The sequence below is a fragment of the Cellulosimicrobium sp. XJ-DQ-B-000 genome, assembly GCF_031119065.1.
Taxonomy (GTDB): Bacteria; Actinomycetota; Actinomycetes; order Actinomycetales; family Cellulomonadaceae; genus Cellulosimicrobium; species Cellulosimicrobium funkei.
The window spans coordinates 105,321-128,034 of sequence record NZ_JAVHYN010000001.1 but is presented as its reverse complement, the minus strand read 5'-3'; the positions used below and the strand labels follow the sequence as shown (position 1 = coordinate 128,034).

Sequence of the window (22,714 nt, the reverse complement as noted above, 5' to 3'; positions counted from 1 at the left end):
CACTATGGCGACCCGCACGTCCCCGCAGGCACGTCGGACCGCGAGCAACCGCACACCAGCGCCCCGCACCGCGGCGCGCGGCGGTTCGTCCACGGCCCGCGGCACGTCGCGCGCCGGAACCGGTCGCGGACGGTCCTCCTCGTCCAGCGCGCGCCGCCCGGCGCGTCGCCCGGCGGCAGGGCCGCCGTGGCCCGTCCGGGCGGTGCGGGGGGTCTGGCTCGGCGCCGCGCACGGCGTGGGATCGCTCGTGCGCACCATCGGAAGAGGAGCAAGAGAGCTGGACCCGGCACACCGGCGCGACGGCGTCGCGTTCACCCTCATCGCCCTCGCGGTCGTCGTCGCGGCCCGCGAGTGGTGGGGCATCCAGGGCACGTTCGGCAAGGTCGTCCACGGCGTCGTCGCGGGGACGTTCGGTCTCGCCGGCGTCGCGGTCCCGGTCCTGCTGCTCTGGCTCGCGGTGCGCATCATGCGGCACCCCGAGCGCGCCCAGGCGAACTCGCGCGTCGCGATCGGGCTCACGCTCATCGTCGTGTCCGTGTGCTCCCTCGTGCACATCTCGGAGGACCTGCCCGCGCCGCGCGACGGCTTCGCGGCGGTGCAGGACGCGGGGGGCATCGTCGGCTACCTGGCGGCGACACCCGTGACCGCCGGGCTGACACCGTGGTTCGCCGTGCCGATCTTCCTGCTGCTCGGGTTCTTCGGGCTGCTCGTCGTCACCGCGACGCCCGTGCACCGCATCCCGAGCCGGCTGCGCGGCCTCTACGACGTGCTGACCGGCAACCACCGCACCGAGGACGACGCGCTCGACGAGGACGGGCTCCCGCTCGCGGAGGGCGTCTCGCGCCACGACGGCAGCGAGCCGCCGACGGGTCGCCGACCGCGCAAGCCGCGGCGCACCAAGGCGCAGCGCGCGGCGGAGGCGGCCGAGATCGAGAAGCCCGAGGGCGGCTTCTCGGGCGACGAGGCCTTCGAGACGGCCGCGTTCCTCGACTACGAGGACGACGTGCCGCGCGGTCGGGGGAAGAAGCGTCGCGCGGAGGAGCCGGCCGCCGGTACCGCTGCCACGGAGGTGGTCCCCGCCGTCGGGCAGGGGGCCGCGCAGGACACGGCGGCGGCCGCGATGGGCGCGGTCGCGCCCTCCCCGGAGGACGGCGTCGGCAGCGTGCCGCCGCCCCCGCCCGGCCCGATGCCCCGGGGCGTGCAGCCCATGCTCGAGGGCGACACGGTCTACCTGCTCCCGGACGAGGACGCGCTCGTCAAGGGCGCGCCGCACAAGGTGCGCTCCGCCGCGAACGACCGCGTGGTCGAGGCGCTCACGCAGACGTTCGAGCAGTTCGAGGTCGACGCGAAGGTCACCGGGTTCACGCGCGGCCCGACGGTCACGCGCTACGAGGTCGAGGTCGGGCCCAAGGTCAAGGTCGAGCGCATCACGTCGCTGTCCAACAACATCGCGTACGCGGTGGCCAGCGCCGACGTGCGCATCCTCGCGCCGATCCCCGGCAAGTCGGCCATCGGCATCGAGATCCCCAACACGGACCGCGAGACGGTCGTGCTCGGCGACGTCCTGCGGTCGTCGGCCGCGCGGCGCACCGAGCACCCCATGGTCATGGGCGTGGGCAAGGACGTCGAGGGCGGCTACGTCGTCGCGAACCTCGCGAAGATGCCGCACATCCTCGTCGCGGGCGCGACGGGCGCGGGCAAGTCGAGCTTCATCAACTCCATGATCACGTCGATCCTCATGCGCTCGACGCCGGAGCAGGTGCGGCTCGTGCTCGTGGACCCCAAGCGCGTCGAGCTGACGATCTACGAGGGCATCCCGCACCTCATCACGCCCATCATCACGAACCCGAAGAAGGCCGCGGAGGCCCTCGACTGGGTCGTCCGCGAGATGGACGCCCGCTACGACGACCTTGCCGCGTTCGGGTTCAAGCACATCGACGACTTCAACGCCGCCGTCCGCGCCGGCAAGGTCAAGCCGCTGCCCGGCTCCGAGCGCAAGATCGCGACGTACCCGTACCTGCTGGTCGTCGTCGACGAGCTCGCCGACCTCATGATGGTCGCCCCGCGCGACGTCGAGGCCTCGATCCAGCGCATCACGCAGCTCGCGCGTGCGGCAGGCATCCACCTGGTGCTCGCGACGCAGCGACCGTCGGTCGACGTCGTGACGGGCCTCATCAAGGCGAACGTGCCGTCGCGGCTCGCGTTCGCGACGTCGTCCCTCGCGGACTCGCGCGTCGTGCTCGACCAGCCGGGCGCGGAGAAGCTCATCGGCCAGGGCGACGCCCTGTTCCTGCCCATGGGCGCGGCCAAGCCCATGCGCGTGCAGGGCGCGTGGGTCTCGGAGTCCGAGGTGCACGCCGTCGTCGAGCACGTGAAGAGCCAGCTCAAGCCCGTGTACCGCGAGGACGTCACGCAGGCGGCCACGAAGAAGCAGATCGACGAGGACATCGGCGACGACCTCGACCTGCTGCTCCAGGCGGCCGAGCTCGTCGTGACGTCACAGTTCGGCTCGACGTCGATGCTTCAGCGCAAGCTGCGCGTCGGCTTCGCCAAGGCGGGTCGCCTCATGGACCTCCTGGAGTCGCGCGAGATCGTCGGCCCGTCCGAGGGGTCCAAGGCCCGCGAGGTGCTCGTGACGCCCGAGGAGCTGCCGTCGGCGCTCGCCCTCATCCGGGGCGAGCCCGCGCAGGACGTCTTCGACGGCCAGGCGCCCGCCGCGGCCCCCGCGCCGTCGGCCGCAGGGGGCGGCCACGACTACGGCGAGGGCACCGACGGGCACATGCCCCCGGCCGCGACGGAGTACCACGACGGCGCCGACGTGGAGTCGGGCTGGCGGTGACCCGGGCACCCGGTGGTGCCGCCGACGGTCGGCGCACCCCGGACGACCCCCTAGGCTGGTGACGTGGTCAACGCCGTCCCCTCGCCGTGGAACTCCGCGAACCTCGTCACCATGGCGAGGATCCTGCTCGTCCCGTTCTTCGCGTGGGCGCTCCTCGTCGACGGCGGGGAGTCCGTCACGTGGCGCCTCGTCGCGACGGGCATCTTCGTCCTCGCCGCCACGTCGGACCGCCTCGACGGCTACCTCGCGCGGCGCTACGACCTCGTCACGGACCTGGGCAAGCTCCTCGACCCCATCGCCGACAAGCTGCTCGTGGGCACCGCCCTCGTGCTGCTCGCGTGGCCGCTCGGCGAGCTGCCCTGGTGGGTCCCCGTCGTCGTGCTCGCGCGCGAGCTGGGCGTCACGCTCCTGCGGTTCGCCGTCCTCAAGTACGCGGTCATGCCCGCGTCCCGCGGCGGGAAGCTCAAGACCGTCCTGCAGACCGTCGCGATCACGCTCTTCGTGCTCCCGCTCGCGCACCTGCCGGCGTTCGTCGGCGTCGTCGCGTGGATCGTGCTCGCCGCGGCCATCCTCGTGACCGTCGTGACCGGCCTGGAGTACGCGTACCAGGGCTGGCGCCTGCGCCGCGACGCGGTGCGCGCGGCCCGGGTCGTCGAGCGGGGTCCGAGCACGGACGGCGCGCCCGTCTCGTGACCGACCACGCTCCCGTCGCGCCGGGGAGCTCGTCGGTCACCGGCCCGGACGTCCGGCCCGACGTCGTCGAGCTGCTCGGCGCTCTGGAGGCGCGCGGGTGGACCCTCGCGACGGCCGAGTCGCTCACGGGCGGCCTGCTCAGCGCGACGATCGTCGACGTGCCCGGCGCCTCGCGCGTGCTCCGGGGCGCCGTCGTCGCGTACGCGACCGACGTCAAGGAGTCGGTCCTCGGCGTCGACGGCGGCCTGCTCGCCGCTCACGGGGCCGTGCACCCGGAGGTCGCGCGCCAGATGGCCGAGCGCGTGCGCGGCGTGCTGGGGGCCGACGTCGGGATCGCGACCACGGGCGTCGCGGGTCCCGACCCGCAGGACGGCCAGGATCCGGGCACCGTCTTCGTCGCCGCGAGCGGACCGGGGGGCGCGGAGGTGCGAGAGCTGCACCTGGCGGGCGACCGCGCGGCCGTCCGCGCCGCCACCGTGGCCGCCGCGGTGGCGCTCGCGCGCGCGGCGTTCGGACCCCGGCCGCCGACGGCGTGACGATGCCCCCTGCCGGGTGAAATCGTCGGCGGGAGCGTCGGCCGCCCGGCCGGGCGTGGACCGGGCCGGAGGCGTCGTGGAGACGTCGTGAACGTGCCGCGGGGGAGCGGCCGGGAGGCCCGGCGCGGGAACAACACCCCACGTCGCGACGTTGCACAGCACGTGATCGCCAACAGGACCGTCAACCGACCGGTGGGACGCACGGACAACGCGCCCGCGCCCCGTCCCGCACGGGGCACCGGCGACGTGAGCGGCCCGCGGGCGGGGTACGGTAGGACGACCCCGTCACGCGGGGCAGTGAACAGGAAGACCGGCACGAGCAGTTCGCGCACCCGGGTGGGGGCCTCTCCGGCTCCCGGGGGCGCACGGGACACGGAAGGGGGTCGCCAGATGATTGTTCTTCGACGAGAGATCGGGGACGTGCTGCGAGACGCTCGCCAGCGACAGGGGCGCACCCTGCGAGAGGTGTCCTCCGCCGCACGGGTCTCGCTGGGCTACCTCAGCGAGGTCGAGCGCGGTCAGAAGGAAGCGTCGTCGGAGCTCCTCGGCTCGATCTGCGAGGCGCTCGACATCCCGATGTCGTTGGTGCTGCGCGAGGTCAGCGACCGGGTCGCCGTCGCCGAGGGTCTGCTGATCCCCGACACCATCCCGGCCGACTTCGCGACGGCCGTGCTGGGTCGCCAGCATCCCGAGGGCACGGCACGCCGCGAGGACCTGCAGCCCGTCGGCTGACGGTCGGGCCGGCACCGGCCGCACCGGGAGCGGGGGCAGCGACGCCGGCCGTCATCCTGCTGCGGGCGGTGCCTGGCAGGTCGGACACCAGAAGATCGGACGGTCGTACGGGGGCTCGTTCGCCGTACCTTCCGCGACAGGCGTGCCGCACACGTGGCACGCCTTTCGTGTGCGCCCGTGCACGTGCCGCACGACGCCGGCGCGCGGGTCGAACCCGTGCCGCACCGTGCGCTGCATGAGCGTGCGTGCCGTGAGCAGGAGGCCCTCGAGGTCCTCGACGTCGCGGACGGGCGCCCACGGGTAGACGTGCCCGGCGAAGAGCGACTCGGCCGTGTAGATCGTGCCGATGCCGGCGACGAGGTGCTGGTCGAGCAGGGCCTCCGCGACGGGCACACCCGTTGCGGCCCGCTCCGGCCGGTACCGGGGGCCGCTCCCGCCCGCCGCGTCGTCGGCCCGCATCCGCGCGGCCGCCTCGGGCAGCCCGGTCTCCGGGAAGTCGTCGCCGAGCACGTCGGGCCCCAGCGGCCCGACGATCACGCGCTCGTCCGCGGTGCGCAGCACGTGCAGCATGCCGATCCGGTTCCCGACCGCCGTCCACCACTCGTTCGCGAGGACGACGCGCACGTTCGGCTCCGCCCCGCGCGCGTCGTGCGTGCCCGTCCGGGCGAGCCGCCACGACCCCTCCATGCGCAGGTGCGTGTGCAGGGACCGGCCGTCGTCGAACCGCGTGAACAGGTGCTTCCCGTAGGCCTGGTTCCCGACGACCGTCCGCCCGACCAGGTCGATCTCCGCGGCGCTCGGCCACCGCAGGTCCGAGCGGACCAGCACCCGGTCCTTGAGCGCCTCGTCGAGCCGGGCCGAGACGAGACGCAGGATGTCACCCTCGGGCACGCGACCGCCCTCCGCGGTCGGGGGCGCGCGACGACCGCTGCACGTCAGGCCGCCCGCAGGCCGCGCGGCGTCGCGCGGAAGCCGGCGTCGAGCAGCGCGCGCACCGCGTCGTCCGCCGGGGTCCGGGTCGTGCCGGCGCCCGCGAGGGCCTCGACGCCGTCGACGCGCTGCACCACGATCTTCCCGAGCGTGCCCGCCCGCACGGCGCGGACCAGCGCCGCGCTCGCCTCGGCGAGGCGTGGGCCGTCCACGAAGGACAGCACGGACCGCCCGCCGCGCTCGACGTAGAGCGCGAGGTCGCCGTCGCTCAGCACGACGACGGCGCCCGCCTTGCGGCCCGGGCGGTGGCCGCGCGAGCCCTCGCCTGTCGTGCCGTCCGTGCCGTCCGTGCCGTCCGTGCCGGGTGCGCCCGGTCCGGTCGACGGGCGGGCGGGCCACGGCAGCGCCGCGCCGTAGGGGTTCGCCGGGTCCGTCGCGGCGAGCAGCACGGCGCCGGGACGAGGACCGCCGCGCGACGTCCGCGCGTCGGGGAGCGGAGCGAACGGGTCGGTCGCGGCCGCCGCGGCGTCGGCCTCGAGCGCGCGCTCGCGGTCCTGCGCGTCGGTCCGGAGCTGGTCGACCGCGCCGGGGAGCGCGAACTGCGAGCCGCCGAGGTGCTCGACGAAGTATCCGCGCCGCGCCGCACCCGTGGCCTCCAGCTCGCTCAGCACGCGGTACACCGCGCGGAACGACCCCGCGACGCCCTCGGCGGGCGCGACGGCGCGCGTGAGCACGCCGTGGCGGTCGAGCAGGACGCGGGCGAGCGCGTGCGCCCGGCGGGTGGGGTCGGGCTCGCGCGGCGGCAGCGCCGACCACCGCCCGGCGCCGCCGCGCAGGACCGTCTCGGGCGACGTCGGCGGCCGCAGGCCCGCGAACCGGCCGCGCGCGAGCGGCCGGGCCCGCGCCGGGGCGCGCGGCGCGCGGTGGGTCCCCCCGGCGGCGCCGAGCCGCGCCCGCAGCGACCCGAGGCCGTCGTTCGTCACGTGGCCCGACCAGACGAGGTCCCACAGTGCCTCGAGCGTCGGGACGGTCTCCGCGCCGGCGCGCTCGGCCAGCCGCGGGAGGAAGTACCCGCCGGAGCCCTCCAGCAGGTCGAGCAGCGTGGCGTGGAGGCCGGTCTCGGGTGCCGGGCCCGGGTCGGGCAGCGTGAGCGGCGCCCACTCCGCGAGGTGGAGGCTGACGAGACCGTCGCCGCCGCCCGAGCCGGGCAGCGGGGCGTGCCCGCACCACACGACCTCGCCGGTCGTCGTCAGCTCGTCGAGCATCGTCGGGGTGTAGTCGCTGACGCGCGCCGGGAGCACGAGGGTCTCGAGCGCCGACGCGGGGACGGCCGCGCCCGAGAGCTGCTCGACGACGCGCAGCAGCCCGTCGACGCCGCGCAGCGCGCCGAGACCCTGCCAACGCGGGAGGAAGACGCCCAGCGTCTCGGCGGGGACGGGCTCCACCTCGGCGCGCAGCGCGGCGAGCGAGCGCCGGCGCAGGACGCGCAGCACCTCGGCGTCGCACCAGTCGTCGCCCGTGCCGCCGATCGCCTCCGGCCGCAGCCGCCCGCGCACGACGAGCCGGGCCGCCTCGAGCCGCTCGAGCGTCTGCACGACGACGGCGACGCCCAGCCCGAGACGTGCGGCGAGGTCGGCGGCCGTGAACGGGCCGTGCGTGCGGGCGTGGCGGCGCACGAGATCGCCGAGCGGGTCGGGGACGGGCTCGGTGAACACCTCGGGGATACCGACGGGCAGCGCGACGCCGAGCGCGTCGCGCAGACGGCCGGCGTCCTCCACGACCGCCCACTGCTGCGCGCGCTCGGGCGCGACCCCCGCGAGCCGCACGGGCATGATGCGGCGCGCGGCCTCGAGCTCGCGCAGCCAGGCCGCGACGTCGGCGCGCACGTCCTCGCGCGTCCGCGCGGCGACCTCGGCCTCGGTGAGCGGGCCCAGCCGGCGCAGCACGTCCCACACGTCCTCGGCGTGCCGCGCCTGCCGCTCGAGCGCGAGCGCGCCGAGCTCGGCCTCGGTCCGCTCGATCTGGGCGGGGTCGAGCAGGTCGGCGAGCTGGGCCGCGACGCCGTCGCCGCCCAGCAGCTCGGCGAGGAGCGTGGGGTCGAGCGACAGCGCGGCGGCGCGGCGCTCCGCGAGCGGGGCGTCGCCGTCGTAGAGGAACTGGGCGGTGTACCCGAAGAGGAGGGACTGCGCGAAGGGCGACGGCGTCGGGGTCGTCACCTCGACGAGGCGCACGCGCCCGGCGGCGAGGTCGCGCATGAGGTCGGTGAGCGCCGCGACGTCGAAGTCGTCCTGCAGGCACTCGCGCGCCGCCTCGAGGACGATCGGGAACTCCGGGTACTCCGACGCCACCGACAGGAGCTGCGCCGAGCGCTGCCGCTGCTGCCACAGCGGCTGGCGCCGGTCCGGACGACGCCGGGGCAGCAGGAGCGCGCGGGCGGCGGCCTCGCGGAACCGCGACGCGAACATCACCGACCCGCCGAGCTCGTCGCGCACCGCGTCGAGCACGTCGTCCGGGTCGAGGAGCAGGTCCTCGACGCCGACGACGGGCGCGTCCCCGCCGAGGCCGCCCGAGTCGTCGGTCGCTCCCTCGAGCCACGAGTCCCCGGTGTCCGGGAGCCGCAGGACGATGCCGTCGTCGGCGTGCATCGCGGCGGCGTCGACCCCGTAGCGCTCGCGCAGCCGCGCGGCGAGCACGAGCGCCCACGGCGCGTGCACCTTCGCGCCGTACGGCGAGTGCACGACGACGCGCCAGTCGCCGAGCTCGTCGCGGAAGCGCTCGACGACGACCGTGCGGTCGTCGGGGACGCGCCCGGTCGCGTCGCGCTGCTCGCGCAGGTAGGCCAGCAGGTTGTCGCTCGCCCACGCGTCGAGGCCTGCCGTGCGGAGCCGGTCGGTCGCCGCGTCGGGGTCGGTGGCGGCGAGCGCGTCCGTCTCGCGCACCCACGCGCCGAGCGCACGGCCGAGCTCGGCGGGGCGGCCGGGGGAGTCGCCCTTCCAGAACGGCAGCCGCCCCGGGATGCCCGGCGCGGGCGTGACGAGCACGCGGTCGGGCGTGATGTCCTCGATGCGCCACGTGCTCGACCCGAGCGTGAACGTGTCGCCGACGCGCGACTCGTAGACCATCTCCTCGTCGAGCTCGCCGACGCGCTTGCCGCCGCGCGGGGCGCGGCCGCCCGCGGTGTCCGGGTCGCCCGCGACGGTCCCGGTCCCGGCGTCCGTCGCGAGGAACACGCCGTACATCCCGCGGTCGGGGATCGTGCCGCCGCTCGTCGCGGCGAGCCGCAGCGCGCCCGGCCGCCCGGTCAGCCGGCCCGACGCGCGGTCCCACACGATCCGCGCGCGCAGCTCGCCGAAGTCCTCGCTCGGGTAGCGGCCCGCGAGCATGTCGAGGACGGCGTGCAGCGACGCGTCGCCGAGGTGCGCGTAGGGCTCGCTGCGCCGCACGAGCGTCGCGAGCTCCGCGACCGTCCACTCGTCGACCGCGACCATCGCGACGACCTGCTGGGCGAGCACGTCGAGCGGGTTGGCGAGCACGTGGAGCTCCTCGATGCCGCCGGAGCGCATGCGCTCGGCGACGACCGCCGACGGCACGAGGTCGCCCCGGTGCGTGGGGAACACCACGCCGTGCGACACGGCCCCCACCTGGTGGCCCGCGCGCCCGATCCGCTGCAGGCCCGACGCGACCGAGGGCGGCGCCCCGACCTGGACCACGAGGTCCACCGCGCCCATGTCGATGCCGAGCTCGAGGCTCGACGTCGCGACCACCGCGGGCAGCCGGCCGTCCTTGAGCTCCGTCTCCGTGCGCGTGCGCTCGGCCCGGCTCATCGACCCGTGGTGCGCGCGGGCGATGACGGGCTCGACGCCCGAGCTCGCGCCCGACTGCGCCTGCACCTGCGCCGCGGTGACCGTGCCCGGGTCGAGCACGTCCTCGCCCTGACGCTCGGCCCACAGCTCGTTCATGCGCGCCGTGAGGCGCTCCGCTCCGCGGCGCGAGTTCGTGAAGACCAGCGTGGAGCGGTGGTCGGTGACGAGGTCGACGACCCGCTCCTCGACGTGCGGCCAGACCGACGGGCGCGGCGGCCGGACGTCGGGCGCGCCCGTCGGGCGCGACGTCGCCGGGCCTGTGAGGTCGCGCTCGCCGGGGGGCAGGGGCGGCAGGCCGCCGTCCGACCGCGACCCGGCGTCCGGCACGAGCGCCGCCGTCCCGAGGTCCGAGAGGTCCGGGACGGGCACGACGACGTCGACCTCGATGCGCTTGCTCGACGGCGGCTGCACGACGACGACCTCGCGCCCGCCCTCGGCCTCGGGCCGGTGCCCGCCCAGGAAGGTCGCGACCGCCTCGACGGGGCGGACCGTGGCCGAGAGCCCGACGCGCTGCGCCGGGGGCCGCTCGTGCGCCTCGAGCAGCGCGTCCAGGCGCTCGAGCGACACGGCCAGGTGAGCGCCCCGCTTGGTGCCCGCCACCGCGTGGATCTCGTCGACGATCACCGTCTCGACGCCCACGAGCCCCGCGCGCGCCTGCGACGTCAGCACGAGGAACAGCGACTCGGGCGTCGTGATGAGGATGTCCGGCGGGTGGGTCGCGAGCCGGCGGCGCTCGCTCGTGGGGGTGTCCCCGGTGCGCGTGCCGACGACGACGTCCGGCACGTCGAGCCCGAGCCGCACCGCGGCCTGGCGGATGCCCGCGAGCGGCGAGCGCAGGTTCCGCTCGACGTCCGCGGCGAGCGCCTTGAGCGGCGAGACGTAGACGACGCGGCAGCGCGCCTCGCGTGCCGGGGCCTCCTCCGGGGGCGCGGCGAGGATCCGGTCGAGCGACCAGAGGAACGCGGCGAGCGTCTTGCCCGAACCGGTCGGGGCGACCACGAGCGCGTGCCGGTCGCTCGACACGGCCTCCCACGCACCGGCCTGGGCGGCGGTCGGCGCGTCGAACGCGCCCGAGAACCACGCGCGCGTGGGCGCGGCGAAGCGGGCGAGCGGGTCCGAGGTCACGCGCCCATTCTGGGGGTGCCCACCCACACGCGCCCGCCGCAGCGTGCCGGCGCCCCGGCGGCCCGCCCGTGCGCCTCGGTGCGACCGGGTGCGAACCCGGGCGACGCGGTGCGGCCCGCGCGTCCCGGCGCGCGACCGGGCGGCCGCGGATCCGTGCAAGGCTTGGTCCGTGCGCTACCGCGAGTTCTCCGAGCTGGTCGACGAGGTGTTCGGCGAGGCCCTGGGCCGCGCCTACGTGCGCGAGCAGGTGCTGTCCGCGCTCGACGACCGGACCGCCGCCCAGGCGCTCGAGGACGGGGTCGAGCCGCGCGTCGTCTGGCACGCGCTGTGCGACGCGCTCGACGTGCCCGACGCGCGGCGCTGGGGGAACGACGACCACCGCCAGGCGCCGCCGCGCCGCTGACCGGCCCGGCCCCGACCTGCGCGGCCCAAACCTGCCCCGACCTGCCCGGAACCCGGGGACGCCCGAGGGGCGCACCCTGCCGCGCCCCGCGATGATGGCGGCATGAGCGTTCCCGCCCGCGGCCGCCTCGCCACGCTGCGCCTCACCGCCGCCGACGTGCGCGGCGCGGCCTGGTCTCTCGTCTCGACGGCGGCCGGGCTGGGGCTCGCGATCTGGGTCGTCCCCGGGGTCGAGGTGACCAACCCCTGGTCGCTCGTCCTCGCGGCGCTCGCGGTGGCGGTGGGCGACGCGCTGCTGCGCCCGGTGCTGCGCGGGGTCGCGCGCCGGTCCGGCGTGGTCGGCGCGCTCGTCTCGGGCGTGGTCGCCCAGGTCGCGGTCGCGTGGGCGGCGCTCACCTACCTCCCGGGGTTCCGCAGCGGGGCGTGGACCGACGTCCTCGCCGTCCTCGTCATCGCGGCCGTGCTCATGGCGCTCGGGCGCTGGGTCGTCGGGGCGAGCGACAACGAGTACGTGATCGGGGACCTGCTCCGGCGCGCGCGACGCCAGGCGGGCGTGCCGCGGGGAGCCGCCGCGGGCGCCGCCGCGGAGCGCCCGGCGGGCCTGCTCGTCGTCCTGCTCGACGGCGTCGCGCGCCCCACGCTCGACTACGCCCTCCAGGCCGGCCTGGCCCCGACGGTCGCGCGGTGGCTCGGCGACGGCAGCCACCACCTCACGACGTGGTGGGCCCGCGTGCCCGCGACGACGCCGGCCTCGACCCTCGGGCTCCTGCACGGGTCGACCGAGCACGTCCCCGCCTTCCGGTGGTGGTCGCGCGCGCTGGGGAGGGTCGTCGTGACGAACCGGCCCGCGGACGCGGCGGCGGTCGAGGCGCGCACGAGCGACGGCGCGGGTCTGCTCGCGGGCGGCGGCGTCGCCGTCTCGACGATGTTCTCCGGGGACGCGGCGACGAGCCTGCTCGTCATGAGCCGGGCGCGCGAGGGCCTGGGGCCCGGGCAGATGTTCGTGCACTTCTTCGCGAGCCCGTTCGTCCTCGTGCGCGCCGTGGTCGTCGCGCTCGGCGAGCTGCTCAAGGAGCTGTACCAGGGCTGGCAGCAGGCCGTGCGCGGCGTCGAGCCCCGCGTCTCGCGCCTCGGCTGGTACCCGGTGCTGCGCGCCGTGACGAACGTCGTGCTGCGCGACCTCAACACGACGCTCGTCGCGGAGCAGCTCGTGCGCGGGGCGCCCGTCGTGTGCGTCGACCTCGTGGACTACGACGAGATCGCGCACCACGCCGGGCCGCTGCGGCCGGAGTCGCTGCGCGCGCTCGAGGGCCTGGACCGCGTCGTCGGGCTCTGGGAGCAGGTCGCGGCCGTCGCGCCCCGGCGCTACGACGTCGTCGTGCTCTCGGACCACGGGCAGTCGCTCGGCCCGACGTTCGAGCAGGTCACCGGGCGGGCCTTCCTCGACGAGGTGCGACGCCTCATGGCGCTCGACCCGCCTGGCGACGGCGCTCGTGCGGACGACGACGGCCGCGCGCGGGACGGCGCCGGGTCCGCCCGGGGCGAGGGCCGGCGTCGGGCGACGGCCCCGGACAGCGAGGCGTGGGGCCCTGCCAACACGGCCCTCAACGCGCTGCGTCCCGGGCAGCCGGACGCGCAGGCGGGCCGCATGCTCGTGGGTCCGGACCGCTCGGAGCGCCGCGCCGACGCCGCACCCGCCCTGCCCGAGCTGCCCGAGGTCGCGGTCGTCGGGTCGGGCAACCTCGGGATGGTGTGGTTCCCGCGCGAGCCGCGGCGCCTCACGGGCGACGAGGTCCGCGCCCGGTGGCCCGCGCTGCTCCCGGGGCTCGTCGCGAACCCCGCGGTCGGCGTCGTCGTCGAGCGAGGCCCGCACGGGGAGGTCCGGGCGCACGGCCGGGGCGGCTCGCGCGACCTGCTGACGGGCGAGGTCGTGGGCACCGACCCGGTCGCGCCGTTCGGGTCGCGTGCGGCGGCGGACCTCGTGCGCGTCGCCGGGCTGGAGGACGCCGGGGACCTCGTGCTCGTCTCGAGCGTCGACGAGGTCGGGATGGTGCACGCGTTCGAGGGCCTGGTCGGGTCGCACGGCGGCCTCGGCGGGGCGCAGAACCAGGCGGTGCTGCTGCACCCCGCGCACCTCGCGGTGCCCGACGACGAGCTCGAGGACGTCGACGGCACGCCGATGCTCGTCGGGGCGGAGGCGGTGCACCGCCGGCTCGTCGCGTGGCTCACCGACCTGGGGGTACGGCCGCCGGTGGCCGAGGACGCGTCGGGCCGGGGGAGCGGCGCGTGAGCGTCACCGTGACGTGGCTCGGCCACTCGACCGCGGTCCTCGACCTCGCCGCGACCGCCGGCGGCCCGACGGCGCGGCTCGTGACCGACCCGCTCCTGCACCGGCACGCGGGGATGCTGCGCCGGCGCGGCGAGCAGCCGGCCCCGGTGTGGCGGGGCGGCGACGCCGTCCTGCTGTCCCACCTCCACCACGACCACGCCGAGCTGCGGTCGCTGCGGCTCCTCGGCGACGTGCCGGTCCTCACGGCGCCCGCCAACGCGCGGTGGTTGCGCGGCAAGGGGCTGCGCGGCGTCGGGCTGGGCGACGAGTGGCACGCCGTGGGGCCGGCGGGGGCCGGGGTCGAGACGCGGCTCGTCACCGCGGTGCACGGGCACCGGCCGATGCCGCACCGGCCCAACGCCGCGAACGGTCACCTCGTGCGGACCTCCGGTCCCGACGGCCTGCGCGTGTGGGTGGCGGGCGACACCGAGCACCACCCCGGGATGGCGCACCTCCCGGCGCTCGCGGGCGGCCCGGTGGACGTGGCCCTCGTGCCGGTCGGCGGGTGGGGACCGCGGCTCTCGGGCGGGCACCTGGGCCCGGTGCAGGCCGCGCGGGCGTGCGCCGAGGTCGGGGTGCGGGTCGCGGTACCGGTGCACTGGGGGACGCTGCACGCGCCGGGCGGCCAGCACCTGCCGCGCGGCTGGATGGACCACGCGGGCGCGGCGTTCGAGGCGGCCGCGCAGCGCGAGGCGCCCGGGACGCGAGTCGTCGTGCTGCGGCCCGGCGAGTCGTGGTCCGCGGACGACGACGAGTGAGCCCGCGAGTCGCGGACACGCCGGGGCGGGTTCCGTGATCGAACACGTGTTCGGCTAGAGTTGTGCACAGGGCACGCTCCGGCGGGCTCAGGACGCCGGTCCGGCACGACGGTCCCCAGGTCCGGGGCTCGTCGGCACCGCGTGTCGGTGGCTGCCCGTAACGTCGGGCCACAACGAACAGATGGACGTCGAACCGAAGGTGGACTGACATGCCCGCACCCGCAGACCGCGAGAAGGCGCTCGAGGCAGCCCTCGCCCAGATCGACCGGAGCTTCGGCAAGGGCTCCGTCATGCGCCTCGGCGAGGAAGGCCGCGCCCCCGTCGAGGTCATCCCCACGGGCTCCATCGCGCTGGACATCGCGCTCGGCATCGGGGGCCTGCCGCGCGGGCGCGTCATCGAGGTGTACGGCCCGGAGTCCTCCGGAAAGACGACCGTGGCGCTGCACGCCGTGGCCAGCGCCCAGCGCGCCGGCGGCATCGCGGCGTTCATCGACGCCGAGCACGCCCTCGACCCGGAGTACGCCAAGAAGCTCGGCGTCGACACCGACGCCCTGCTCGTCTCCCAGCCGGACACGGGGGAGCAGGCGCTCGAGATCACGGACATGCTGATCCGCTCGGGCGCGCTCGACATCATCGTCATCGACTCCGTCGCGGCCCTCGTGCCCAAGGCGGAGATCGAGGGCGAGATGGGCGACAGCCACGTCGGTCTCCAGGCCCGCCTCATGTCGCAGGCGCTGCGCAAGATCACCGGTGCGCTCAGCGCGTCCGGTACGACCGCGATCTTCATCAACCAGCTCCGCGAGAAGATCGGCGTGTTCTTCGGCTCTCCCGAGACCACGACCGGTGGCAAGGCGCTGAAGTTCTACGCCTCGGTCCGTCTCGACATCCGCCGCATCGAGACCCTCAAGGAGGGCACCGACGCGGTCGGCAACCGGACCCGCGTGAAGGTCGTCAAGAACAAGATGGCGCCGCCGTTCAAGCAGGCCGAGTTCGACATCCTCTACGGGGTCGGCATCTCCCGCGAGGGTGGCCTCATCGACATGGGCGTGGAGCACGGGTTCGTGCGCAAGTCCGGGTCGTGGTTCACCTACGGCGGCGACCAGCTCGGGCAGGGCAAGGAGAACGCGCGCTCGTTCCTGCGCGACAACCCCGACCTCGCGAACGAGCTCGAGAAGAAGATCAAGGAGAAGCTCGGCGTCGGGGCCAAGGTCGACGCACCGGCCGACCCGGCCGCCGGCGTGACCGTCGCGGCCGACGCCGCCGTGGCCGCTCCGGCCAAGGCGACCGCCGCGGCCGGCAAGGGGAAGAAGTCGCCGTTCTGATCGGCGAGCAGGACGGGGTCGAGGGCGCCGAGCCCGTCGACCCGTCCGCGGAGGACGACGGGCGCCGCTCCGGCCGCAAGGCCGGGCGGCGCCCGCGCCCGTCGCTGCACGAGCTCGTGGAGCGCGGCGAGATCAGCGACGCCGACCTCGCCGAGCGTGCCCGCGAGACCGTCCTGCGCATCCTCACCGCGGCCCCGAAGAGCCGCGCGGAGCTCACGCAGTCGCTCGCGCGCAAGGGCTACCCCGAGCACGTCGTGCTGCCCATCCTCGACCGCTTCGAGGAGGTCGGGCTCGTCGACGACGCGCAGTACGCGGAGATGATCGTCCGCACGCGGCACGCCGAGCGGGGGCTGTCCCGCCGCGCGATCTCGACCGAGCTGCGCCGGCGGGGGATCGACGGCGAGGTCGGCGCGGCCGCGCTCGAACAGGTCGACGACGACTCCGAGGCGGACGCCGCCCTCGCCCTCGCGCGGGCACGTCTCGCCAGGACCCGCGGCCTCGACCGCGACGTGCGCGTGCGACGGACGGTCGGCGCGCTCGCCCGCAAGGGGTACAGCCCCGGGCTGGCCTTCGAGATCGTGCAGCGCGAGCTCGACGCGGAGGAGTGACCGCCCCGCGGACCCGGTCGCGGACCGGCGGGCCGCTCGGCGGCAGCGGCCCGCCGCCCGCCACTGACCGGGCGGGCGACGGGTGCGTCAGCGCGCGGTGGACACGGCCGGCGCCTCGTCCGCGGGACCGCCCGCGACGGCTGTCGGGTTGCCGATCCCCGGGCCGGCAGCCGTGGCGCCCGCGGTGCGCCCGCTGAGGAAGCGTGAGAGCCACTGGGCCAGGGTGGTCAGGGCGTAGTTGATGACGATGAAGATGACCGCGGCCACCGTGAGGGTCTGCAGGGTGTTGCCGAAGGCCGTGCCGAGGATCTGCGCGGCCCGCAGCAGCTCGGGGTACGTGATGATCTGCCCGAGCGCGGTGTCCTTGAGCACGACGACGAGCTGGGACACGAGCGCGGGCAGCATCGCGATGAGCGCCTGCGGGAGCTGGATCGACCGCAGGGTCTGCCCGCGCGTCAGGCCGATCGCCACGCCGGCCTCTCCCTGGCCCTTCGGCAGGTTGCCGACGCCGGAGCGGACGAGCTCGGCGATCACCGAGCCGTTGTAGAGCACGAGGGAGATCACGACCGCGAGGAACGGGGCGTCCGGGACCTTCTGCAGCCCCAGCAGGAGCCAGAAGAAGATCATCATGAGGAGCACCGGCACGGCGCGGAAGAACTCGACGACGACACCGCACGCCCAGCGCAGCGCGCGCACGTGCGAGAGCCGGCCGGAGCCGAAGACCAGCCCGAAGATCACGGCACCGACGATCGCGAACCCGGCGGCGCGCAGCGTGTTCTGGAGGCCCGGCAGGAAGAAGTTCTCCCACGCGTTGGCGGTGAAGACAGGACCCCACTGCTCCCACGAGAGCTGGCCCTTGCGTCCGAGCTCCAGCAGCACGAGCACGGCGATCCCGATCACGATCACGGCGCCGATCACGTTGCCGACGGCGATCGCGCGCCGGGCCCGGGGCCCCGGGGCGTCGAAGAGGACGGACTGACGCGGGGCGCTCATCGGCGGACCGCCAATCGGGTCGAGAGCGAGGTGGTGAGCAGGCCGATCGGGATGACGAGGATCACGTAGCCGATCGCGAAGGTGAGGAAGATCGCGTAGATGTAGTTCGAGTTGAACTCGATCATCGTGCGCATGAGGCTCGACGTCTCCGTCGTGACGCTCGCGGCGGCCGCCACGGTGGAGTTCTTCAGCAGCGCGATGAGGGTGTTGCCGAGGGGGGCGATGGCGCCGCGGAACGCCTGCGGGAGGATGACGAGGCGCGCGGCGGGAGCGAAGGACAGGCCGATCGCCCGCGCCGCCTCGGCCTGGCCGATCGGCACCGTGTTGACGCCCGAGCGGATCGCCTCGCACACGAAGGCGGCGTGGTAGACGGTCAGGCCGATGACCGCGAACCGGAAGAAGTTCGTCGGGAAGTCGGGGGACAGGCTGATCTGCAGCTGGGTCCACACCGCGAGGACCATGAACGTCATGATGATCGTCAGCGGCGTGTTGCGCAGGAGGTTCACGTAGGTCGAGCCGGCCCACCGCAGGCTCGAGACGGGGGAGATCCGCATGAGCGCGAGCGCCGTGCCGAGGATCAGGGAGAAGATCGCAGCCCAGAACGTCAGCTGGATGTTCACCCAGAACGCGCCGAGCACGTCGTAGGTGCTGAGGAGCTCGGTGAACTGGGAGAGGTAGTCACCCACGGTTGGTCATCCTCCGGGAGGGCGTGGTCGTGGACCGACCGGACGAGGCCGGGGAGCGGAGCGCGGCACGCCGCGCTCCGCTCCCCGGCAGAGAGGTCAGGCGCAGGGGTCGACCGTCGGCGGGTTCTCGCTCGCGTTCGGCGTGTACCCGGTGCCCTCGGTGTTCTTGCTGACGAACTCCTCCCAGGAACCGTCCTCGATCATCTTCTCGATCGCGGCGTTGACGTCCTCGCAGACGTCGTTGTCCTGGGGCAGGCCGACGCCGTAGCGCTCGGTCGAGAACGGCGCCCCGACCACCTTCACCTTGCCCTGGTTCTGCGGCTGCGCCGCGAGGCCCGCGAGGATGATGTCGTCGGTCGTGACGGCGTCGACCTGGCCGGCCGTGAGCGCGGTGACGCACTCGGCGTACCCGGGGCGCTCGAGGAGCTGCACGCCCGCGGCGTACTCGTCCTTGATGCGCTGCGCCGACGTCGAGCCCGTGACGGAGCAGAGGTTCTTGCCCTCGAGCGACTCCGGGCCGGTGATGTCGGTGTTGTCCTCGGCGACGAGCAGGTCCTGCCCGGCGACGAAGTACGGCCCCGCGAACGCGACGGTCTCCTTGCGCGTGTCCGTGATGGAGTACGTCGCGAAGATCATGTCGACCTGCCCGGTCTGCAGCATCGTCTCGCGCTGCGCGGACGGGGCCTCGACCCACTCGATCTGGTCCTCGGAGAAGCCGAGCTCGCCCGCCACGTAGGTGGCGACGTCGACGTCGAACCCCGTGTACGACGACCCGTCCTGGAACCCCAGGCCGGGCTGGTCGAACTTGATGCCGATCTTGACCGTCTCGCCGCCGCCGTCGCCGCTGCCCCCGGCGGACTGCTCGGGGTCCGTGGTCGTGCTGTCGTCGCCGACGTCGCCGCTGCTGCACGCTGCGAGCGTGAGCGCGGTGAGAGCGGCCAGCACGGCAGCACCTGCGTGTCGTGTGCGCATCGTTCCTACCCTTCGTGAGTGGTGGTCGTCCGACGACGGTGTGCCTCGTCGGTCGGCCGGGTGTGGGGGGCCGGGCGGCCCGGTCCGTGGTGGTCGGTGCGTGGTGAGGGCCCGGGACCTCAGTGCGTGAGGATCTTGGAGAGGAAGTCCTTGGCCCGCTCGCTCTTCGGCGCGGTGAAGAACTCCTCGGGGTGCGCCTCCTCGACGATCTGGCCGTCCGCCATGAAGACCACGCGGTTCGCGGCCTTCCGGGCGAAGCCCATCTCGTGGGTGACGACGATCATCGTCATGCCCTCCCTGGCGAGGGAGACCATGACGTCCAGGACCTCGTTGATCATCTCGGGGTCGAGCGCCGACGTGGGCTCGTCGAAGAGCATGACCTTGGGCTTCATCGCGAGGGCCCGGGCGATGGCGACGCGCTGCTGCTGGCCGCCCGAGAGCTGCGCCGGCATCTTCTGCGCCTGGTTCTTCACGCCGACCCGGTCGAGGAGGGCCAGGGCGCGCTCCTTCGCGTCCTTGCTCCGCTCGCGCCGCACCTTGACGGGCCCGAGCGTCACGTTGTCGAGGATCGTCTTGTGCGCGAAGAGGTTGAAGGACTGGAAGACCATGCCGACGTCGGAGCGCAGCCGCGCGAGCGCCTTGCCCTCCTGGGGGAGCGGTTCGCCGTCGACGAGGATCTCGCCCGAGTCGATCGTCTCGAGCCGGTTGATCGCCCGGCACAGGGTCGACTTGCCCGAGCCGGAGGGCCCGATGACGACGAGCACCTCGCCGCGCCGGACCGTGAGGTTGATGTCGCGCAGCACGTGGAGCTCGCCGAAGTGCTTGTTCACGTCGCGCAGCTCGACGAGCGGCTCACCGAGGACCTGCTCGGCGGGGAGGGGCTGAGCGTCCTGAGCGCTGCGCTGCGCGTCGGACGGCGAAGGAGTTTCGTCGGCCATTCCTGGACACTATGTCCCTTCTGTTGCACGGTGCCACCTCACCCGGCAACAACCGGGCAACAGTTCAGTAACACGGCACCCGGAGCCGTACCCTGGACGGTGATGTCCACGATCGCCCCCGCCCCCGTCCCGGCCGCCCCCGCACCGCACGCCACCGCCGCTGCGCCGGCCGACGACGCGCACCCCCGCACCTACGTCGTGCGCACCCTCGGGTGCCAGATGAACGTCCACGACTCCGAGCACATGGCGGGGATGCTCGAGCAGGCGGGCTACACGCGGGCGAGCGCGCAGGACGAGGCCGCGAACCGCGCCGACGTCGTCGTCATCAACACGTGCGCCGTGCGCGAGAACGCCGCGACGCGCCTGTACGGCAACCTCGGCCAGCTCGCCTCGGTGAAGGCCGCGCGACCCGGCATGCAGATCGCCGTCGGCGGCTGCCTCGCGCAGAAGGACCGCGGCACCATCGTCGAGAAGGCCCCCTGGGTCGACGTCGTGTTCGGCACCCACAACCTCGACGCCCTGCCCGTCCTGCTCGAGCGTGCGCGCCACAACGAGGCGGCGCAGGTCGAGATCGCCGAGTCGCTGCAGGTGTTCCCCTCGACGCTGCCGACGAAGCGCGAGTCGGTCTACGCGGGGTGGGTGTCCATCAGCGTCGGCTGCAACAACACGTGCACGTTCTGCATCGTGCCGCACCTGCGCGGCAAGGAGCGCGACCGCCGTCCGGGCGAGGTCCTCGCCGAGGTGGGCGCGCTCGTCGAGGCCGGTGCCATCGAGGTGACGCTGCTCGGTCAGAACGTCAACAGCTACGGCGTCGAGTTCGGCGACCGGGGCGCGTTCGCCAAGCTCCTGCGCGCGTGCGGGACGATCGACGGGCTCGAGCGCGTGCGGTTCACGTCGCCGCACCCGGCCGCGTTCACCGACGACGTCATCGCAGCCATGGCCGAGACGCCGAACGTCATGCCCCAGCTCCACATGCCGCTCCAGTCGGGCTCCGACCGCGTGCTGCGCGCGATGCGCCGCTCCTACCGCTCCGAGCGGTTCCTCGGGATCCTCGACCGTGTCCGGGCCGTCATGCCCGACGCCGCGATCACCACCGACATCATCGTGGGCTTCCCCGGCGAGACCGAGGAGGACTTCGCGGAGACGATGCGGGTCGTCGAGGCGTCGCGCTTCTCCTCCGCGTTCATCTTCCAGTACTCGCCGCGCCCCGGGACGCCGGCCGCGACGATGGACGGCCAGCTCGCCAAGGAGGTAGTGCAGGAGCGCTTCGAGCGGCTCCAGGCGCTCCAGGAGCGGATCGCCGGCGAGGAGTCCGCACGCCAGGTGGGCCGGACGATCGACGTCCTCGTCGGCGAGGGCGCAGGGCGCAAGGACGGCGCGACGCACCGCGTGACGGGCCGCGCCCCCGACAACCGCCTCGTGCACCTCGCGCTCCCCGCGGCCGTCGTGGCCGGGGCGCCCGACGACGCCCCCTCCGACGGGACCGGCACGCCCGGGTCCGTCGACCCGCGCCTCGCGGACGACCTCGACGTCCGCCTGCCGCGTCCGGGCGACGTCGTCACCGTCGAGGTCACCCGCTCCGCGCCGCACCACCTCATCGCGGACTCGGCGCTCGCGGGCGGCACGTTCGCCGTGCGCCGCACCCGCTCCGGCGACGCGTGGGCGCGGCGCGAGCGCGCCCGCCTGGGCGGGGGCGACGACGACCACGGCCACGGGCACGGCGGGGGCGCGCCGTCCGGCCCCGTCGTCCTGGGGCTCCCCACGCTCCGCGCCTGAACGTCGGGGTCCAGGACCCGACGGCGGGCGCGCACGACGGCGCCAGGACGTCAGTCGTCCAGGGTCCCCGGTGGGAGCTGGGCGCCGATGGCGTGGAAGAGCTGCACGGCCGTACCCAGCCCGCACGAGACGGTCTGGGCGAGCTGGTCGTCGGTCGCGCCGTGCTCGAGGTCGACGGAGACCTCGGCGTAGAGCGCGAGCCGTCCGCCCTCCTCGCGCACGTAGACCTTGGGCCAGATGCGCTCGCGGTTCCAGTCGTTGACGGTCTGGAGCGTGACGAGGCGCGACTCGACGGGGAGCGTCGTCGACCAGCGGCCGCGGACCTGGAGGATCTCCGACCGGTCGCCGAGCAGCAGGAACCAGAAGCGGTGCCCGTCCCACGTACCCGTGATGTCGCCGTCGTCGTCCACGCGGAAGTGGTAGCCGCGGCGCGTCAGGTGGTCGCCGATGCGCGCCATCGACAGCGCGCGGGGCAGCTCCTCCTCGCGGGGCAGCGAGTCCGGCGCCTTGGGCCGGCGGTTGCCGAACAGACGCGTGAACCAGTTGGTGCGGGCCTGCGTCATGGCGCCTGCCTCGCGGGGTCGGGGTAGAACTCGTCGAGCGCGTCGAAGAACATCGACCCCGTGCTCAGACCGCACTGGAGGAGCTGGTCGAGCTGGTCGTCCGTCACGCCGTGCTCGAGGTCGACCGTGACCTCGGTGAAGACCTGGATCATCCCGTTGTCGCGGACGCGCGTGTACGTCTTGGGCCAGATCCGGTCGGCGTTCCACTCGTTGCAGAACTCGAGGATCTCCTCGAGGCGCTCGAGCGCGAGGTCGCGGTTCCACTGGCCGCGCACCTGGAGGATCTCGTCGTCGTTGCCGAAGAGCAGGAAGTAGAACAGGCGGCCGTGCCACAGCCCGCCGACGTCGCCGTCGGAGTCGACGAAGTAGCTGTACCCGCTGTCGGTGATCCACTCGACGACCCGCGAGAGCGTGAGCGGTGTGGGAGGCCGCAGGACGTCGGTCGCGACCTGACCCAGCTCGCGTGCCAGCAGGTCCTCGACCTGCGACTGCAGGTCGTCCGCCGGCCGGGCCGCGCCGGACCGGCCCCCGTCCTGCGCCCCGCCGGGATTCCCGTCCCGCCGGTCGTCGTCGTCCCGCGCCCCGAAGAACCTCACCTCCCTACCGTACTCGCGCGCGCCCGCGGACGCCGCATCGCGGGCCGGTCGGG

Annotated in this window: 18 protein-coding genes; 10 read left to right on the top strand and 8 right to left on the bottom strand. The window is 74.8% G+C overall.

Annotation, left to right across the window (positions count from 1 at the left end; genetic code table 11):
* Positions 1–4 precede the first annotated feature (4 nt).
* From RDI86_RS00580 to RDI86_RS00565, 4 genes are all read left to right on the top strand, one after another.
* Positions 5–2,839: a DNA translocase FtsK gene (locus tag RDI86_RS00580; RefSeq protein WP_206154329.1), complete on the top strand. Its 2,835-nt coding sequence runs from the start codon at positions 5–7 to the stop codon at positions 2,837–2,839.
* A 63-nt stretch (positions 2,840–2,902) separates the two neighbouring features.
* Positions 2,903–3,532, top strand: coding sequence for a CDP-diacylglycerol--glycerol-3-phosphate 3-phosphatidyltransferase (gene pgsA, locus RDI86_RS00575; protein WP_021483781.1), 630 nt, complete (start codon positions 2,903–2,905; stop codon positions 3,530–3,532).
* The gene (locus tag RDI86_RS00570) at positions 3,529–4,068 is read left to right on the top strand and encodes a CinA family protein (protein ID WP_374990505.1); all 540 of its coding nucleotides are present in this window, start codon (positions 3,529–3,531) and stop codon (positions 4,066–4,068) included. The genes pgsA and RDI86_RS00570 overlap by 4 nt, the downstream gene beginning before the upstream one ends.
* 390 nt (positions 4,069–4,458) lie before the next feature.
* Complete coding sequence (locus RDI86_RS00565; RefSeq protein WP_021483863.1) at positions 4,459–4,800, top strand: helix-turn-helix domain-containing protein; 342 nt, start codon at positions 4,459–4,461, stop codon at positions 4,798–4,800.
* 51 nt (positions 4,801–4,851) lie between these two features.
* Here RDI86_RS00565 and RDI86_RS00560 read toward each other — a convergent pair whose 3' ends face one another.
* Both RDI86_RS00560 and RDI86_RS00555 read right to left on the bottom strand, forming a co-directional pair.
* Complete coding sequence (locus RDI86_RS00560) at positions 4,852–5,691, bottom strand: DNA-formamidopyrimidine glycosylase family protein (RefSeq protein WP_308820396.1); 840 nt, start codon at positions 5,689–5,691, stop codon at positions 4,852–4,854.
* A gap of 44 nt (positions 5,692–5,735) precedes the next feature.
* Complete coding sequence (locus tag RDI86_RS00555; RefSeq protein ID WP_308820395.1) at positions 5,736–10,718, bottom strand: DEAD/DEAH box helicase; 4,983 nt, start codon at positions 10,716–10,718, stop codon at positions 5,736–5,738.
* 169 nt (positions 10,719–10,887) lie between these two features.
* Between RDI86_RS00555 and RDI86_RS00550 the strand changes: the two genes are divergently transcribed.
* The 5 genes from RDI86_RS00550 to RDI86_RS00530 all read left to right on the top strand — a co-directional run bounded on the left by RDI86_RS00550 (position 10,888) and on the right by RDI86_RS00530 (position 16,137).
* Entirely contained in the window at positions 10,888–11,121 is a 234-nt protein-coding gene (locus RDI86_RS00550; RefSeq protein WP_076406506.1) for a DUF3046 domain-containing protein, read from the top strand.
* A 102-nt stretch (positions 11,122–11,223) separates the two neighbouring features.
* The gene (locus RDI86_RS00545; RefSeq protein WP_308820394.1) at positions 11,224–13,410 is read left to right on the top strand and encodes an alkaline phosphatase family protein; all 2,187 of its coding nucleotides are present in this window, start codon (positions 11,224–11,226) and stop codon (positions 13,408–13,410) included.
* Positions 13,407–14,207, top strand: coding sequence for an MBL fold metallo-hydrolase (locus RDI86_RS00540; protein ID WP_308820393.1), 801 nt, complete (start codon positions 13,407–13,409; stop codon positions 14,205–14,207). Before RDI86_RS00545 ends, RDI86_RS00540 begins: the two co-directional genes overlap by 4 nt.
* Positions 14,208–14,416: 209 nt before the next feature.
* The gene (gene recA, locus RDI86_RS00535) at positions 14,417–15,529 is read left to right on the top strand and encodes a recombinase RecA (protein WP_034655657.1); all 1,113 of its coding nucleotides are present in this window, start codon (positions 14,417–14,419) and stop codon (positions 15,527–15,529) included.
* A 116-nt stretch (positions 15,530–15,645) separates the two neighbouring features.
* On the top strand, positions 15,646–16,137 hold the full coding sequence (locus RDI86_RS00530) for a regulatory protein RecX (protein ID WP_228485303.1): 492 nt from the start codon (positions 15,646–15,648) through the stop codon (positions 16,135–16,137).
* Positions 16,138–16,224: 87 nt separating this feature from the next.
* On the opposite strand, the gene RDI86_RS00525 is transcribed toward RDI86_RS00530, so the two are convergent.
* The 4 genes from RDI86_RS00525 to RDI86_RS00510 all read right to left on the bottom strand — a co-directional run bounded on the left by RDI86_RS00525 (position 16,225) and on the right by RDI86_RS00510 (position 19,726).
* Positions 16,225–17,130 carry an amino acid ABC transporter permease gene (locus RDI86_RS00525; RefSeq protein ID WP_163188471.1) on the bottom strand — a complete coding sequence of 302 codons (906 nt, stop codon included), beginning with the start codon at positions 17,128–17,130 and terminating at the stop codon, positions 16,225–16,227.
* Positions 17,127–17,816 (bottom strand): amino acid ABC transporter permease, encoded by a 690-nt coding sequence (locus tag RDI86_RS00520; protein ID WP_021482422.1) that lies wholly within the window; start codon positions 17,814–17,816, stop codon positions 17,127–17,129. The genes RDI86_RS00525 and RDI86_RS00520 overlap by 4 nt, the downstream gene beginning before the upstream one ends.
* Positions 17,817–17,912: 96 nt before the next feature.
* Positions 17,913–18,788 carry a glutamate ABC transporter substrate-binding protein gene (locus RDI86_RS00515; RefSeq protein ID WP_021482423.1) on the bottom strand — a complete coding sequence of 292 codons (876 nt, stop codon included), beginning with the start codon at positions 18,786–18,788 and terminating at the stop codon, positions 17,913–17,915.
* A 119-nt stretch (positions 18,789–18,907) separates the two neighbouring features.
* Complete coding sequence (locus tag RDI86_RS00510) at positions 18,908–19,726, bottom strand: amino acid ABC transporter ATP-binding protein (RefSeq protein WP_082774402.1); 819 nt, start codon at positions 19,724–19,726, stop codon at positions 18,908–18,910.
* Between the two features lie 102 nt (positions 19,727–19,828).
* Here RDI86_RS00510 and miaB point away from each other — a divergent pair, with 102 nt between their 5' ends.
* The gene (gene miaB, locus RDI86_RS00505) at positions 19,829–21,502 is read left to right on the top strand and encodes a tRNA (N6-isopentenyl adenosine(37)-C2)-methylthiotransferase MiaB (RefSeq protein WP_308820391.1); all 1,674 of its coding nucleotides are present in this window, start codon (positions 19,829–19,831) and stop codon (positions 21,500–21,502) included.
* A 50-nt stretch (positions 21,503–21,552) separates the two neighbouring features.
* Here the strand turns inward: miaB and RDI86_RS00500 are convergent, their stop codons facing one another.
* Both RDI86_RS00500 and RDI86_RS00495 read right to left on the bottom strand, forming a co-directional pair.
* Positions 21,553–22,065, bottom strand: coding sequence for a YbjN domain-containing protein (locus RDI86_RS00500; protein ID WP_021483660.1), 513 nt, complete (start codon positions 22,063–22,065; stop codon positions 21,553–21,555).
* A complete protein-coding gene (locus RDI86_RS00495; RefSeq protein WP_081599986.1) occupies positions 22,062–22,661 on the bottom strand; it encodes a YbjN domain-containing protein in 600 nt (199 codons plus the stop codon). Before RDI86_RS00495 ends, RDI86_RS00500 begins: the two co-directional genes overlap by 4 nt.
* Between the last annotated feature and the right edge of the window lie 53 nt (positions 22,662–22,714).

Bases quoted from the DNA above. Each gene is read 5' to 3' on its own strand.
- RDI86_RS00580 (WP_206154329.1), top strand. From the start codon at position 5: ATGGCGACCCGCACGTCCCCGCAGGCACGTCGGACCGCGAGCAACCGC.
- RDI86_RS00565 (WP_021483863.1), top strand. From the start codon at position 4,459: ATGATTGTTCTTCGACGAGAGATCGGGGACGTGCTGCGAGACGCTCGC.
- RDI86_RS00545 (WP_308820394.1), top strand. From the start codon at position 11,224: ATGAGCGTTCCCGCCCGCGGCCGCCTCGCCACGCTGCGCCTCACCGCC.
- recA (WP_034655657.1), top strand. From the start codon at position 14,417: ATGCCCGCACCCGCAGACCGCGAGAAGGCGCTCGAGGCAGCCCTCGCC.
- RDI86_RS00525 (WP_163188471.1), bottom strand. From the start codon at position 17,130: ATGAGCGCCCCGCGTCAGTCCGTCCTCTTCGACGCCCCGGGGCCCCGG.
- RDI86_RS00515 (WP_021482423.1), bottom strand. From the start codon at position 18,788: ATGCGCACACGACACGCAGGTGCTGCCGTGCTGGCCGCTCTCACCGCG.
- RDI86_RS00510 (WP_082774402.1), bottom strand. From the start codon at position 19,726: ATGGCCGACGAAACTCCTTCGCCGTCCGACGCGCAGCGCAGCGCTCAG.
- miaB (WP_308820391.1), top strand. From the start codon at position 19,829: ATGTCCACGATCGCCCCCGCCCCCGTCCCGGCCGCCCCCGCACCGCAC.
- RDI86_RS00500 (WP_021483660.1), bottom strand. From the start codon at position 22,065: ATGACGCAGGCCCGCACCAACTGGTTCACGCGTCTGTTCGGCAACCGC.